General features: G+C 65.2%; 14 protein-coding genes. 6 read left to right on the top strand and 8 right to left on the bottom strand.

The window, feature by feature from the left end; translation table 11 throughout:
• Window positions 1-6 precede the first annotated feature (6 nt).
• Together NCS58_RS10410 and NCS58_RS10405 are read left to right on the top strand one after the other, a co-directional pair.
• Entirely contained in the window at window positions 7-987 is a 981-nt protein-coding gene (locus NCS58_RS10410) for a D-glycerate dehydrogenase (RefSeq protein WP_250538379.1), read from the top strand.
• Window positions 984-2,432: a DNA recombination protein RmuC gene (locus NCS58_RS10405; protein WP_061120528.1), complete on the top strand. Its 1,449-nt coding sequence runs from the start codon at window positions 984-986 to the stop codon at window positions 2,430-2,432. Before NCS58_RS10410 ends, NCS58_RS10405 begins: the two co-directional genes overlap by 4 nt.
• Window position 2,433: 1 nt before the next feature.
• Here NCS58_RS10405 and NCS58_RS10400 read toward each other — a convergent pair whose 3' ends face one another.
• The 6 genes from NCS58_RS10400 to NCS58_RS10375 form a co-directional block, all read right to left on the bottom strand.
• The gene (locus tag NCS58_RS10400; protein WP_061120561.1) at window positions 2,434-2,853 is read right to left on the bottom strand and encodes a GNAT family N-acetyltransferase; all 420 of its coding nucleotides are present in this window, start codon (window positions 2,851-2,853) and stop codon (window positions 2,434-2,436) included.
• A gap of 68 nt (window positions 2,854-2,921) precedes the next feature.
• Window positions 2,922-3,197, bottom strand: coding sequence for a hypothetical protein (locus tag NCS58_RS10395; RefSeq protein WP_008342276.1), 276 nt, complete (start codon window positions 3,195-3,197; stop codon window positions 2,922-2,924).
• A 64-nt stretch (window positions 3,198-3,261) separates the two neighbouring features.
• On the bottom strand, window positions 3,262-4,566 hold the full coding sequence (gene glp, locus NCS58_RS10390) for a gephyrin-like molybdotransferase Glp (RefSeq protein WP_250476896.1): 1,305 nt from the start codon (window positions 4,564-4,566) through the stop codon (window positions 3,262-3,264).
• Window positions 4,567-4,667: 101 nt separating this feature from the next.
• Window positions 4,668-5,288 (bottom strand): molybdenum cofactor guanylyltransferase MobA, encoded by a 621-nt coding sequence (gene mobA / locus NCS58_RS10385; RefSeq protein ID WP_250476895.1) that lies wholly within the window; start codon window positions 5,286-5,288, stop codon window positions 4,668-4,670.
• 13 nt (window positions 5,289-5,301) lie between these two features.
• A complete protein-coding gene (gene moaA, locus NCS58_RS10380; RefSeq protein WP_250476894.1) occupies window positions 5,302-6,408 on the bottom strand; it encodes a GTP 3',8-cyclase MoaA in 1,107 nt (368 codons plus the stop codon).
• Between the two features lie 212 nt (window positions 6,409-6,620).
• Entirely contained in the window at window positions 6,621-9,923 is a 3,303-nt protein-coding gene (locus NCS58_RS10375; protein WP_250538378.1) for an Rne/Rng family ribonuclease, read from the bottom strand.
• Between the two features lie 892 nt (window positions 9,924-10,815).
• Here NCS58_RS10375 and NCS58_RS10370 point away from each other — a divergent pair.
• Genes NCS58_RS10370 through NCS58_RS10355 form a run of 4 tightly spaced genes read left to right on the top strand, consistent with a single transcriptional unit; the run spans window position 10,816 to window position 13,846 of the window.
• Window positions 10,816-11,814 carry an RluA family pseudouridine synthase gene (locus NCS58_RS10370; protein WP_250538377.1) on the top strand — a complete coding sequence of 333 codons (999 nt, stop codon included), beginning with the start codon at window positions 10,816-10,818 and terminating at the stop codon, window positions 11,812-11,814.
• Window positions 11,815-12,474, top strand: coding sequence for an HAD-IA family hydrolase (locus NCS58_RS10365; RefSeq protein WP_061120532.1), 660 nt, complete (start codon window positions 11,815-11,817; stop codon window positions 12,472-12,474). It begins immediately after the preceding gene.
• Window positions 12,471-12,857: a Rieske 2Fe-2S domain-containing protein gene (locus NCS58_RS10360; RefSeq protein ID WP_061120533.1), complete on the top strand. Its 387-nt coding sequence runs from the start codon at window positions 12,471-12,473 to the stop codon at window positions 12,855-12,857. Before NCS58_RS10365 ends, NCS58_RS10360 begins: the two co-directional genes overlap by 4 nt.
• Window positions 12,858-12,883: 26 nt before the next feature.
• Complete coding sequence (locus tag NCS58_RS10355) at window positions 12,884-13,846, top strand: S49 family peptidase (RefSeq protein ID WP_250476891.1); 963 nt, start codon at window positions 12,884-12,886, stop codon at window positions 13,844-13,846.
• On the opposite strand, the gene NCS58_RS10350 is transcribed toward NCS58_RS10355, so the two are convergent.
• Together NCS58_RS10350 and NCS58_RS10345 are read right to left on the bottom strand one after the other, a co-directional pair.
• Window positions 13,847-14,566, bottom strand: a complete 720-nt coding sequence (locus NCS58_RS10350) for an SAM-dependent methyltransferase (protein WP_061120535.1) — start codon at window positions 14,564-14,566, stop codon at window positions 13,847-13,849.
• Entirely contained in the window at window positions 14,563-15,183 is a 621-nt protein-coding gene (locus NCS58_RS10345; RefSeq protein WP_250476890.1) for a Maf-like protein, read from the bottom strand. Before NCS58_RS10345 ends, NCS58_RS10350 begins: the two co-directional genes overlap by 4 nt.
• Between the last annotated feature and the right edge of the window lie 3 nt (window positions 15,184-15,186).

Genomic DNA, 15,186 nt, shown 5'->3' with positions numbered 1-15,186 from the left:
CAATCGATGAAGAAGGTACTTGTCGCGCGTCCCACCTTTCCTGATGTGATCGAGCGCCTGAAACAGTATTTCGATGTCGACGTGAACCTCGGCGACGTGCTCCCGCAGGAAGAGTTTGCGCGCCGTATTGCCGACAAGGACGGCGCATTCACCGCGGGCGAATGGGTGGGCGAGAAGGAACTGGCGGGTGCACCGAACCTGAAAGTCGTCTCGAACATGGCGGTCGGCTACAACAATTTCGACATGAAGGCGTTCGACGCGCACAAGGTTCTCGGCACCAATACACCGAACGTGCTGAACGAGACCACCGCCGATTTCGGCTGGGCGCTGATGATGGCGGCTGCCCGCCGTGTCACCGAATCCGAGCACTATCTGCGCGCGGGCAAGTGGCAGAAGTGGTCGTTCGACTCGTTTCTCGGCGCCGATGTGTACGGATCGACGCTCGGCGTGATCGGCATGGGACGGATCGGCCAGGCGCTCGCGCGGCGGGCGCGCGGCTTCGACATGCGCGTGATCTATCACAACCGTTCGCGCGTCGCGCCCGACATCGAGGCGCAGCTGAACGCCGAATATGCGTCGAAGGAAGACCTGCTCAGGCGCGCAGATCATGTCGTACTTGTCTTGCCGTACACGAAGGAGAGCCATCACACGATCGGTGCGACCGAGCTCGCGCTGATGAAGCCCACGGCGACCCTCACGAATATCGCGCGCGGCGGCATCGTCGACGATGCGGCGTTGATCGTCGCATTGCGCGACAAGCGCATCGCGGCGGCGGGCATCGACGTGTTCGAGGGAGAGCCGGACTTCAACCCGGATTTCCTGCTGCTCGATAACGTGGTGCTCACGCCGCACATCGCGAGCGCGACCGAGGGCACGCGCCGCGCGATGGCCAATCTCGCGGCGGACAATCTCATTGCCGCGCTCGGCGAAGGGCCGCAAGCCGGAAATCCGCCCAACCCGATCAATCCGGACGTGCTGAAGAAATGACGGAATTGTTGTATGGCGCTGTCGCTTCGCTGGCGATCGCGCTGGTCGTGTCGCTCATCGCGCTCATCGTCGCGATGCGGCGTAATTCCAATGCGCACATTTACGATGAGTTCGAGGCGCTCACCGATCGTGTAAACGATATGGGCGAGGCGCATGCGCGCGCGCAAGAACGGCTCGAACGTGGTCTGCGAGGCGACATTGCCGAGAGCGCGCGCGTGTCGCGTATGGAATCGCAAAGCGGCTTCACGCAATTCCATCAGACGCTCGCGACGCAACTGGCGAGCACGTCGAGCGTGCAGAACGCGCAGTTCGACGCGCTCGCGCAGCAACTCGCGCAACAAAGCCAGCAGGCGCGCGAGGATCAGGGCAACGCGCTGAAGCGCTTCGCCGATTCGATGTCGCTGCATCTCTCGCAGCTATCGGAGGCAAACGAGCGGCGACTCGGCGAAGTGCGTGCGACCCTCGAAGCGCGTCTGAAGGACATCGAGGCCAACAACGCGACGAAGCTCGACGAGATGCGCCGAACGGTCGACGAAAAGCTGCACGCAACGCTCGAACAGCGCCTCGGCGAATCGTTCAAGCTCGTGTCGGACAGGCTGGAGCAGGTGCATCGCGGCCTCGGCGAAATGCAGACGCTCGCCGCCGGTGTCGGGGATCTCAAGAAGGTGCTCACCAACGTCAAGACGCGCGGCATCTGGGGCGAAGTGCAGCTCGAATCGCTGCTGGAGCAATTGCTGACGCCGGACCAGTACGCGAAGAACGTCGCGACGATTCCGACGAGCAACGAGCGCGTCGAGTTCGCGATCAGACTGCCGGGCCGTCACGATGCGCCTGGCGCCCCGGGCGATGCCGCGACGCCCGTGTGGTTGCCCATCGACGCGAAGTTTCCCCGTGAGGATTACGAGCGTCTGATCGACGCGCAGGAACGGGCGGACCTGGCCGGCGTCGAGGACGCGTCGCGCGCGCTCGAAGGCCGTTTGCGCGCGGAAGCGAAGTCGATCGCGCAAAAGTACGTCGCGCCGCCGCACACCACGGACTTCGCGCTGCTCTTTTTGCCGACCGAAGGACTCTACGCTGAAGTGTTGCGGCGCCCGGGCCTGAGCGATTCGCTGCAGCGCGATTATCGGGTGACCATCGCTGGACCGACTACGTTGACCGCGCTTCTCAATAGTTTGCAGATGGGATTTCGCACGCTCGCCATCGAGAAGCGTTCGAGCGAAGTGTGGCAGGTGCTCGGGGCGGTGAAGACGGAATTCGGCAAGTTCGGCGAAGTGCTGGCAAGAACGAAGTCGCAACTCGAAACCGTCACGCGCTCGATCGAAGCGGCGCAGACGCGCACACGGCAGATGGGCAAGCGCCTGCGCGATGTCGAGGCGTTGCCGGGAGAACAGGCGGCGGGGCTGTTGGGTGATGCGTCATCGCCCGAAAGCGACGACGACATGTGACCTACTGGGCGAGGCGTTCGAGCGGCTCGCCCGTCACACGCACGATGCGCCAGTCGGGCAGCACCGTCGCGCCCATCTTCTCGTAGAAGTCGATGGCGTTTTGGTTCCAGTCGAGCACCGACCACTCGAAGCGGCCGCATTGGCGCTCGACAGCGAGCGCGGCGAGCTTCTTCAGCATCAGCGTACCGAGACCGCTGCCGCGCATCGACGGGCGCACGTACAGGTCTTCGAGATAGAGGCCGCGTTTGCCGAGGAACGTGGAGAAGTTCTGGAAGAAGAGCGCGTAACTCACGACTTCACCTTCCTGCTCCGCGACGAGCGCTTCGGCAGCGGGACGCGCGCCGAAGAGGGCCTCGTGAACGCCTTCCTTGGTTGCGATGAACAGATGCGTGAGCTTCTCGAACTCCGCGAGCTCGTACATCAAGCCGAAGATCGCGGCGACGTCGGCGGGCGTGGCCGCGCGGATCGTGACATTCCCGTTCGCGGTACTCACGCTTCCTCCGGCGCATCGGACAGCACGATCTCGATGCCGCCGAAACGCGACGCCACCCAGTTGTACGCGTGGCAGGCGATCCACAGCAGGATGAAGCCGAGAATCGCGTTGAGCAGCAGCGCGCTCGTGACGGTGCTCACTTCCACCGAGCCGTATCGCACGAACGCGACCACGACGCCGAGCAGCACGATCGGCACGCTGAAGGTCAGGTACACGAGGATCAGCGCCTTGGCGGTCTGTCCGGGTGCAATGAATGAGATCTGCTTTTTCATGGAAGGAAAGCCCCGTCTATCGATGTAGGAATGTTTGTGCTGGCGACGTTCGTTGCGGCGTGCGTCAGATCAGACCGTCAAATGGCACGATCTCGACTTCGTCGCCGATGTCGATGTCGCCGCGCGCGTGCTCCAGCACGATGAAGCAGTTGGCTTCGCTCATCGAGCTGAGCACGCCGGAACCCTGCGGGCCCGTGGTGACGGCGCGAAAGCGGCCGTCGTCGCCACGCGTTGCGATGCCGCGCTGGAACTCCGTGCGGCCCGCGCGTTTCTTCATCGGCTCGGCGGCGATCGCGCGGATGACCGTGAGCGGCTGGCGCGTCGCGCCCGACATTGCAAGCAACGCTTCGCGCACGATGAAGTAGAACGTCGCCATCACGGCGACCGGATTGCCCGGCAGGCCGAAGAAGAGCGCCGACTTGCCCGTGCCCGCGCGCTCGCCCGACCACAGGCGACCGAACGCGAGCGGCCGGCCGGGGCGCATCGCGATCTTCCAGAAGGCGACGTCGCCGAGCGAGTTCATCAGTTCGCGCGTGAAGTCCGCGTCACCGACGGACACGCCGCCCGAACTGATGACGACATCCGCGCTTTCGGTCGCATGGCGCAGCGCCTTCTCGAGCGATGCCCGATCGTCGCGCACGATGCCGAGATCGACCGTTTCTACGCCGAGTCGCTTGAGCATCGCGAAGAGCGTGTAGCGGTTGCTGTCGTAGAGGCTGCCCAGGCTCAGCGTTTCGCCGACCGAGCGCAATTCGTCGCCCGTCGAAAAGAAGGCGGCGGTGAGACGCTTGCGCACGGACACTTCGCCGATGCCGAGCGACGCGAGCAGGCCGAGATCCGATGCGCGCACGATGCGGCCCGCGAGCAGTGCCGGTTCGCCCTTCGCGAGATCCTCGCCCGAGAGGCGCCGGTTCTGGCCCGCGCGGATTTTTGCGGTGGAGAAGCGGATCGCGTCGCCCTCGCGCGTGACGAGCTCCTGTGGCACGACGGTGTCGCAGCCCGGCGGAATGAGCGCGCCCGTCATGATGCGCACGCATTGGTCCGCAACCGGCGTGCTTTCGAAAGGCCGTCCGGCGAACGCCGTGCCCGCGACGGACAAATCGAGCGTGTCGCTGCCGCGCAAGAGCGCCTCGCTCGCGAACGCATAGCCGTCCATCGCGGAATTGTCGAACGCAGGTACGTCGATGGGCGAAACCACGTCATGGGCGAGCACGCGTCCGAGCGCGTCATAGAGACCAACGCGTTCGACCTGCGCGTCGCGCATGCGCGGCATGGCCCATTGACGCACGATTTCCTGCGCGGCTTCGACGGGAAGCGCGTCTGGATCGTACTGGGCGACGCAGGCGGAGAGTTCCTTGGACGTGGTCATGAATCGCGTGGATCGCGCCGGAACCCGGCGAAGAAGCAGCCACGAGGCCGCGCGGTGATTGAACGCCCGAACGCGGATTGCCGCAATGGCGGACGTGAGAGTCAGCGGCGTTCCAGCTCGGCCAGCTGCTGTAAATCGTTGATATTGTAAAACGCGCGTTCATCGTGAAATCGGACTTCCATCGCCTTGTGGCGCGCGTACCACGCGCGGACCTTGCGCTCTCCCTGGTCGAGCGAGGCGTCGAGATCGTCGGCGAGCGAGGTGCGCAGCAGTGCGAAAACCGGGTGCGCCATGACTTGTCCGGATCCATCGACCGTTGCGGCGTACGCGATGTCGCCGCCGTGCGTTTCGAGCGCCTGCATCAACGCGACGCCGATATGTTCATCGACGAAAGGCGCGTCGCAAGGCGCGGTCAAGACGTATTCGGTGGTCGCGCCGCGTAGTGCGGCGGCGATGCCGGCGAGCGGACCGGGATATTCCGCCCGCGCGTCCGGAATGACGCGCGCGCCGAACGCTGCCCCCAGGCGCTCGTAGTCTTCGATGGAACGGTTTGCGCTGATCAGCAGCGCGCCCGCCTGAGGCGCGATACGGCGCATGACATGCAGTGCGAGCGGTTCGCCGCGAAACGGCTGCATGCCTTTGTCGACGCCGCCCATGCGCGAGCCGCGTCCGCCCGCGAGGACGAGCGCGGTGACATTCGATGAGGAGTGAGCGTTCAGCACGAGCGAGCGCCGCTCAGCCGCCGATGTACGACATCTCGACGCGACGCGCATCCTCGCGCGACGGTGCCGACGTGCTGCCGCGCAATTGCGAATAGCGGTCGCCGCGCGCTTCCCAGATGCGCGCGATGGCCGTCGCCACTTCCTCGTCGCTCGCGCCGCCGCGGATGAGCCCACGCAGGTCGTGGCCCGACACCGCGAAAAGACAAAGGTAGAGCTTGCCTTCGGTCGAGAGCCGCGCGCGCGTGCAGGAGTCGCAAAAGGCTCGCGTGACGCTGGAAATCACGCCGATTTCGCCGCTGCCGTCGCGATAGCCCCAGCGCTGCGCCGTTTCGGCGGCCGTATGCGCTTCGAGCGGTTCGAGCGGGAAATGCGCGTCGATGCGCTCGACCACTTGCGCCGACGGCAGCACTTCGCTCATGTTCCAGCCGTTCGACGCACCGACATCCATGTATTCGATGAAGCGCAGAACCGTGCCGCTGTTTTTGAAATGACGCGCCATCGGCACGATTTCCTGATCGTTCGTGCCCCGCTTCACGACCATGTTCACCTTGATCGGATCAAGCCCGGCGGCCTGCGCCGCTTCGATGCCGTTCAGCACGTCGGCGACCGCGAAATCGGCGTCGTTCATGCGGCGAAAGAGTGCATCGTCCAGAGCGTCCAGACTCACCGTGACGCGCGCCAAGCCCGCGTCGTTCAGAGACCGGGCCTTGCGCGCGAGCAGCGAGCCGTTCGTGGTGAGGGTCAGGTCGAGCGGGCGGCCTTCCGGCGTGCGCAGGAGCGCGAGCCGCTCGATCAGGAATTCGATGTTCTTGCGCAGGAGCGGCTCGCCGCCCGTCAGGCGAATCTTCTCGACGCCGTGCGCGACGAACACGCGAGCGAGGCGCTCGATCTCCTCGAACGAGAGCAGGGCGGCGTGGGGAAGGAACTGGTAGTCCTTGTCGAACACATCGCGCGGCATGCAGTACACGCAGCGGAAGTTGCAGCGGTCCGTCACCGAAATGCGCAGGTCGCGCAGCGGGCGCGCGAGCGTGTCCGTGAGCAGTCCGGCCGGCGACGTCGCTGCTCCGGAGAAATCCGGAATCGCGCTGATATCGGCGAGAGGAATGATGCGTCGGGACATGATGACTCGGCTCGGATCGGCCACTGCGGCCTTGTTCGAATGACGGTTGTAACGTCTCATTTTAGCGGAACCGGGCGTTCACACGCACCGACCCGAGGTCGCGGTTTTCCCGCGGTCCGGCTTTTGGCGGGGCGAAAAAAAACGCCATCGACGGAATCGATGGCGTTTTTCTGCTTTTGCCGGTTCGCCGAAGCAAACCGGCTCACGCGCGCTTAGTGGACGTGCTTGCTGGTTTCCACTTGCTGCATCGGCGTGGTGTCGGCAGGCGGGAGCGCCTTGCGCTCGCGCGGCACGCGCACCGCAGCCGGCTCGCGTGCGGCAGCGGCGTTCGCCTCGCGCAGCTTGCCTTCGTCGGTGTTGACCCAGACGAGACCCGCGCGCTCCAGCATCGGCTGGAGCGTTTCGACCGCGATCGGCGTCGACGTCGCGGGCGCGGCCGGCGCGGCGGACTTCACCGGCTCCGCAACGACGGCGACGGGCGCCTGCTCGGCCACGGGGGCTTGCGCTTGCGTGCTCTCGACCGGCTTCACCGGCTCGACGATCGTTGCCTCCGGCGTCGGCGCGACCGCGGCGGTTTTCGCCGGCTCGGCTGCCTCGGCGGATTCAGCCGCTACCGGTTCGGCAGGCTCCGGCGCCGTTTCGACCCGCTGGGCCGCTTCGACAGGCTTCGACTCTTCCGTCGCGGCAGACGCGAACGGATCGGCCGTCGTCGTCTCGGCAACCTTGGATGTCGGTCCGAACGGGTTCTCGATCGCCGCGGAAGCGGGTTTGGCGAAGAGATCGAACGTGGCCGGCTCGGGCGTCTGCGCCTTCAGTTCGAAGGGCTCCGCTTCGATGGTCCGGGCAACCGGCGCTTCTTCTGCTGCGGCGGGCGCGTGCTCTTGCGGTTTCGCCTTGGCTTCGACCGGCTGAGCGACGGGCTGCTCGATCGCCTGCTCGACCGGCTGAGCTGCGGCGGGCCGGCTTTCGCGACGCGCGGCCGCTTCCTGCGCGGCTTCGGCGTCGAATACGCCGGCTTGCGCGGAGACGCTTTCGGCCGAACCTTCCGCCTCGGCGACGTCGGCTGCGTGATTCACCGTCATGCCATCCTCTTCGCGCTCGCGGCGGCCGCCACGGCGGCCACGGCGACGGCGGCGGCGCTCTTCACCTTCACGCGCGGCTGCCTGCTCGGCGGCGGCATCGATGCCGGCCTGTTGCGCATCGACATTGACTTGCACCGCTTCGACGATCTCCGACGGCACCGTTTCGCCCTGCGTCAGCGCCTCGACGGCGGCTTCCGGTTGCGGCTTGCGGCGCTCGCCACGTTCCGCGCGATCAGGACGTTCACCGCGTTCGGTGCGTTCGGTGCGCTCACCGCGTTCAACACGCTCGCCACGGTCGGGACGCTCACGGCGCTCCTGGCGCTCGGTCGCTTCCGGACGAGCGGCGCGTTCCGCGTTGCGATCGCGGGCTTCGCGCGGCTCACGCGCTTCACGCGCTTCACGCGGCTCGCGGGTTTCGCGCGCCTCACGCGGTTCACGAGCCTCGCGCGGCTCGCGGACTTCCCGCAGTTCACGTCCTTCGCGGCCGCCACGCGCCTCGCGATCTTCACGACGCGCGCCCTGGCGGCCCGCACCGTTGCCACCCGTTGCAGCGCCTGCGGCTGCGCCTTCACGCCCGGCGCCGCTGCCGCCACGACGGTTGCGGTTGCGATCTCCGCCGCCCGCGCGCTCGCCGCGTTCGCGCGGAGCGCGCGTGGCCGGCTCAGCTTCGACGGGCGCCGGAGCGGGCTGCGCTTGCGGCTGAATACCGAACAGATTCTTGATCCACGCGATGAAACCGCCGCTCGCCGGCACCGCGGCCTGCACGGGCGCGGCTTCGACGGGCGCGGGCTTGACCGGTGCGCTCGGCGCCGGCTTTTCGGGCGTGATGCCCTTTACGGCCGCTTCCTGCTTCGGTTTCACTTCTTCGGTGCGCTTGCTGTAGCCGGTTTCCGACTCCAGTTCGCTCGCTGCTTCGACGGCCATCTTCCACGACGCGCGCGGCTCGTCGAGGCGAGCATCGTCATGACGCAGACGTTCCAGCTTGTAGTGCGGCGTCTCGAGATGCTTGTTCGGGATCAGGACGACGTTGACCTTGAAGCGCGACTCGATCTTGTTGATTTCCGAGCGCTTCTCGTTGAGCAGGAAGGCGGTCACCTCGACCGGCACCTGGCAATGGATCGCCGCGGTGTTTTCCTTCATCGCTTCTTCCTGAATGATCCGCAGCACTTGCAGCGCGGACGATTCGGTGTCGCGGATATGACCCGTGCCGTTACAGCGCGGGCAGGTCACGTGGCTGCCTTCGGACAGCGCCGGGCGCAGACGCTGGCGCGACAGCTCCATCAGGCCGAAACGCGAGATCTTGCCCATCTGTACGCGTGCGCGGTCGTGCTTGAGCGCGTCTTTCAGGCGTTGCTCGACTTCGCGCTGGCTCTTTGCCGACTCCATGTCGATGAAGTCGATCACGATCAGGCCGCCCAGATCGCGCAGACGCAACTGACGTGCGACTTCATCGGCGGCTTCGAGGTTGGTGCGCGTGGCGGTTTCCTCGATGTCCGCGCCCTTGGTCGCCCGCGCCGAGTTCACGTCGATGGCGACGAGCGCCTCGGTGTGATCGATCACGATCGCGCCGCCCGAGGGCAGCGGCACCGTGCGCGAGTACGCCGTTTCGATCTGGTGCTCGATCTGGAAGCGCGAGAAGAGCGGTACGTCGTCGTGATAGCGCTTCACCTTTTGCAGGTTGTCGGGCATCACGATATCCATGAAGGCGCGCGCCTGATCATGAATTTCGGTCGTGTCGATGAGAATTTCGCCGATGTCCGGCTGGAAGTAGTCGCGGATCGCGCGGATCACGAGGCTCGATTCGAGATAAATGAGCATCGGCTGGCCGGCGACGCCGCTCTGCGACGCGGCTTCGATCGCGCGCCACAGTTGCATCAGGTAGTTCAGGTCCCACTGGAGCTCTTCGGCCGAACGGCCGATGCCGGCGGTCCGCGCGATGATGCTCATGCCTTCCGGCAATTCGAGCTGCGCCATGGTTTCGCGCAGTTCCTGCCGTTCGTCGCCCTCGATCCGGCGCGACACGCCGCCGCCGCGCGGGTTGTTCGGCATCAGGACGAGATAGCGGCCGGCCAGCGAAATGAACGTGGTCAGGGCCGCGCCCTTGTTGCCGCGTTCTTCCTTCTCGACCTGAACGATGAGTTCCTGGCCTTCGCGCAGCGCGTCCTGGATGCGCGCGGAGCGCATCTCGACGCCATCGCGGAAATACTGGCGGGCGACTTCCTTGAACGGCAGAAAACCGTGGCGGTCCTCGCCGTAGTTGACGAAGCAGGCTTCGAGCGACGGCTCGATGCGAGTGACGACTCCCTTGTAGATATTGCCTTTGCGCTGTTCGCGCCCGGCAGTTTCGATGTCGATGTCGATGAGCTTCTGCCCATCAACGATGGCGACGCGCAATTCTTCTTGCTGCGTCGCGTTAAACAGCATGCGTTTCATGAAACGGCTCCAGAGCGGCTCCGTCCTTCCTCGTCGTGCGAATCGGCGTCAGTGACGTCAAACATCACGCGCGCGAAGCGGGAGGGTGGGCGTGCCACGCTTTTTGTGTGTTGTCACAAAGCACGCTGGAGCGGGACTTCTGGCGGGAGAATTGCCGAAAGCAGGCTGCGGCGCCCGAATGGGGCGGCCGCGCCGTGGGGCTCATTGCGAAGCGACTGCGAGGCGTTCGATGCGTCGCGCGGCGCGTGGCGAGGATGAACGGCGGCGCTGCGGTTCCGCGTCTCAAAATGGACGCGCCGAACCAACCCGCGCTCTTGCGAAGAGCCTGATTCCTCCCAACGGCGGCTGCGGGGCCGAACGGTCTCGCGCAAACCAGCGCGATGCTTCGTGACCGATCTTCCTTGCTGCCATGCCGCGCCGTCGCGGCCGCGGGCCCGATTGCTCCCGTCGGCGCGCGGCCGTGTGTCTCGCCTCATTTGCGGCGTTACCGCGCTTCGCAGAAATCAGCGCAGCAGCGGTTTTCGCCGGCAGTTGTTCGCAAAACCGGCGAGCTTCGATTTGTCTGTTTCGCCCGCTCGATGGCAGGGTCGATCCAGGCTGGCATCCGGATTTGCTTGCCGGGCGCCGTCGCTTCTCGCCGATAAAATTCTTTTTGACCAAAAATCCGTTACCGTCGGCGATCGACCCGACCGAACGCGCCTGTGGGCTCCGTCCCTGCCGGTGATATCGCCGTGCGTGCAACTCGTCGCTCTCGATTTTCCGGGTGAGCAACCGACCTTGGGCGCAAGTAAAATGATGGTTTATCGCTTGCACCTGTACAGTCTGATTAATTCCCGCCGCTGCTTGATCCTAAGCGTCGACTTTTTCAGGCTGCTCGCAAATTATATTCAGAATGAATGAGTTAGGCAAAACATCCCATAAACGGGTCGCAAGCGAACAGGTCTCGATGATTGAAGTCGACGAAACCGCCGCGGGTCAGCGAATCGACAATTTTTTGCTGCGCGTGTGCAAGGGCGTCCCCAAGAGCCATATCTACCGCATTCTTCGTAGTGGCGAAGTGCGCGTGAACAAGGGGCGCATCGACGCGGCGTACCGGCTCGAACTAGGCGACCTCGTGCGCGTGCCGCCGATCCGCACGGCGCAGCCGGACGAGGCGCCGGTTTCGTCGAACGCGCCGGCCGCCGAGTTTCCGATCCTGTTCGAGGATGACCATTTGGTCGTCATCGACAAGCCGTGCGGCGTCGCGGTGCATGGCGGCAGCGGTGTCGCGTTCGGCGTGATTGAGCAACTGCGCAACGCACGGCCGCACGCGAAATTCCTCGAACTGGTGCATCGGTTGGATCGGGAAACTTCCGGCGTGCTCATGCTCGCGAAGAAACGTGGCGCGCTCGTGAACCTGCACGAGCAGATCCGCGAGAATCGCATCGACAAGCGCTATTACGCGCTCGGTCATGGCGACTGGCAGAGCGATTGGGGCCGCAGACGCATCGTGAAGGCGCCGCTGCACAAGTACGTCGCGGCCGATGGCGAACGGCGCGTGCGTGTCCAGGAGAACGGGCTGCCGTCGCACACGGTATTCAATCTGATCGAACGCTGGCGCGACTACGCGTGGGTCGAGGCGGAACTGAAGACGGGCCGCACGCATCAGATTCGCGTGCATATGGCGAGCATCGGCCTGCCGATTGCGGGCGACGCCAAGTACGGCGATTTCGCGTTGAACAAGGAACTGGCCCGACCGAGCGCCAAGCCGTCGCTCAAACGCATGTTCCTGCATGCCTATCGCCTGAAAATTACCCATCCGGCAACGGGCGAGCCTTTGCAGTTCGAAGCGCCGCTGCCCGCCGAATGCAAGCGCTTCATCGAGCAACTCAAAAACGGAGAACCAGCTTAAATGGCGCGGCAGCAATTCGATCTGATCGTTTTCGACTGGGACGGCACGCTGATGGATTCGACCGCCCATATCACGCGCAGCATTCAGGCGGCGTGCCGCGATCTCGGCCTGCCGGTTCCCGCCGACGAGTCCGCGAGCTACGTAATCGGTCTGGGCCTGAAGGACGCGTTGCAGATTTGCGCGCCGACGCTCGATCCGTCCGACTACCCGCGCCTCGCCGAGCGTTACCGCTTCCATTTCCTGACGATGGGCCAGAAGACCGAGCTCTTCGACGGCGTGCGCGAGTTGTTGCAGGAATTGCGCGACCTCGGCTATTTTCTCGGCGTCGCGACGGGCAAGAGCCGCGTCGGACTGAATCGCGCGCTCGACGAATCGCGGCTCACGAGTCTCTTCGACGGCACGCGCTGCGCCGACGAGACATTCTCGAAACCGCATCCCGCAATGCTTCACGAACTCACGCGCGAACTCGGCCAGGATCTCGCGCGCACGGTGATGATCGGCGACACCACGCACGACCTGCAGATGGCGATCAACGCGGGCGCCGCGGGCATCGGCGTCGGGTACGGCGCGCATCCGGCGGACTCGCTTGCGGTGCTCAAGCCGCAGTTTTGCGCCGACAGCGTTGCGTCCCTGGCCGGCTGGCTGCGGGAGCACGCATGACGGCGCCCGCGCAGGATGCGGTGCGCGTGTGCGCTGCGGAAGAACTCGTCGATGGCGGCGCGGGCGTGCGCGTTCCGGCAACGGAGGCGAGCGGCGACGCCGTCGTCTTCTTCGTGCGCTACGACGGCAAGCCGCACGGCTATCTGAACCGCTGCGCACATGTGCCGATGGAGCTCGACTGGAACGAGGGCCAGTTCTTCGAAAGCTCGGGCCTATACTTGATGTGCGCGACGCACGGGGCGATCTACGAACCCGACACCGGAAAATGCGTCGGCGGTCCGTGCCGCGGCGCGCGCCTTCGGCCCGTGACGGTCGAGGAACGCGATACGCCGGAGGGCCGCGCGGTCTTCTGGCTCCCTGACGACGCGTTGCGTCCCGCCTGATTCCCTTCTCAACACGTTCATCACGCATGTCCGACAACCTTCCGCCGCGCGGCAACGACAATTGGGAGCGCGACGCGCTCGAACGCATCGCGCTTGCCGCCATCCGCGAGCAGCGCGCCGCGCGGCGCTGGCGTATCTTCTTTCGCTTCGTGTTTCTTGGCGTGATCGCGCTGATCGCGTGGGGCGTGTTCGATTTCACCGGCGAGCGCGTCGCGAAGGCGGGCAAGCACACGGCGCTCATCGACCTGCAAGGCGAAATCTCCGCGAACAGCAATGCGAGCGCCGACAACATCGACGGGGCGCTTCAGAGCGCGTTCGAGGACGAAAACACGGCGGGGGTGATCCTGCGCATCAACAGCCCGGGCGGCAGTCCGGTACAGGCGGGCATCATCAACGGTGAGATCCGGCGGCTGCGTACGAAGTACCCGAAGACGCCGCTGTACGTGGTCGTCGACGACATGTGCGCCTCGGGCGGCTATTACGTCGCGGCGGCGGCCGACAAGATTTACGTCGATCGCGCGAGCATCGTCGGCTCGATCGGCGTGCTGATGGACGGATTCGGCTTCACCGGCCTGATGGACAAGCTGGGCATCCAGCGCCGCATGCACACATCGGGCGCGAACAAGGGTGCGTTCGATCCGTTCTCGCCCGAATCGCCCGCCATGAACGCGCACGCACAGGAGATGCTCGATCAGATCCACACGCAATTCATCGACGCGGTGAAGCTGGGACGCGGGAAACGTCTGAAGGACGACCCGGAGCTCTTCTCCGGGATGTTCTGGACGGGCGAGAAAAGCGTCGAGCTCGGTCTCGCGGATGGTTTCGGCGATGCCAGCTACGTGGCGCGCGAGATCATCAAGCAGCCGGATATCGTCGATTACACGCAGAAGGAGAGCATCAGCGAGCGTGTCGTGAAGCGCTTCGGCGCCTCGGTCGGCGATGCCGCCGTGCGCGCGCTCACGCTCGGCGGCAAGCCACAGTTGCGCTGATTACGACGCGAGCAACAGAAAAATCGCCGGACGCTTGTGCAGGTCCGGCGCGGTTTGTTTCTTCCAGTCGGCTGCGGTGCGCGTGACGATGGTTTCGCCCGGGAGCGTCAAATCGACGGCGACGCAAATCAGCGTCGACGGCGCGCAGGTCGCGATCAGCGTGTCGAGCATCGCGCGGTTCCGATAGGGCGTCTCGATGAAGATTTGCGTCTGATTGGCCTTGCGCGATAGCTGTTCCAGCTCGCGCAGCCGCTTGCCGCGCTCGCCGGCATCGACGGGCAGATAGCCGTTGAACGCAAAGCTCTGGCCGTTCATGCCCGACGCCATCAACGCAAGCAGAATCGAACTCGGACCGACGAACGGCACGACTTTCACGCCGCGCTGATGCGCGCGCCGCACGAGCAGCGCGCCGGGATCGGCTACGGCAGGGCAGCCGGCTTCGGAGACGAGACCTGCGTCGGTGCCGGCCAGAATCGGCGCCAGAAGCTTGTCGATGTCGGCGGGCGGCGTGTTGACATTAAGCTCGCGCACGTCGATTTCCTGAATCGGCCGCTGCGTGCCCACTTTTTTCAGAAAAGCGCGCGTCGTTTTCGCGTTCTCTCCGATGTAATACGCGAGCGCAGCCGCCTGCGCGCGCACCGGTTCGGGCAGGACGTGCGCGAGCGCGTCGGCGTCGCCTTCGCCGAGCGTATTCGGGATCAGATACAGAACGCCGCTCATGCCGCCTCCAGAACCGGATATCCGGCGTTCACCAGCATGCCGGTCAGCGCGATCAGCGGCAAACCGATCAGCGCGGTCGGATCGTTCGATTCGATGGCTTCGAGAAGCGCGATGCCGAGGCCTTCGGCCTTCGCGCTGCCGGCGCAGTCGTATGGCGTTTCTGCGCGCAAGTACGTCTCTATCTGCGCGTCTGAATAGCGGCGAAACCGCACGCGTGTGATGACGTCGGCGGATTGCACGTTGCCCGTGCGGCTGTCGAACAGGCATAGCGCACTATGAAATTCCACGCTGCGGCCGCGCATCGCCTGTAGCTGTGCGACGGCTTTTTCGTGCGTGCCGGGCTTGCCGATCTGCTTGCCGTCGAAGGTCGCCACCTGGTCGGAGCCGATCACGAGCGCGCCGCCCCCGTGGCCATCGATGCGCTCGGCCGCGGCACGCGCCTTGGCGATCGACAGCCGCACGGCGGTCGCCTCGGGGGTCTCGCCGGCGAGCGGCATCTCGTCGATATTCGGCGAGACGACATCGAAAGGAATGCGCAGGCGCTCGAGCAACTCGCGCCGATAAGGTGAACTGGACGCCAGAATGAGGCGCAGCGGCGTTTTCAAAGCTTCGGACATGGA

The sequence above is a fragment of the Caballeronia sp. INML3B genome (assembly GCF_023631305.1).
GTDB classification, from domain to species: domain Bacteria; phylum Pseudomonadota; class Gammaproteobacteria; order Burkholderiales; family Burkholderiaceae; genus Caballeronia; species Caballeronia turbans.
The sequence above is the reverse complement of the archived record's forward strand: the minus strand, read 5'-3'. Positions and strand labels throughout refer to the sequence as shown.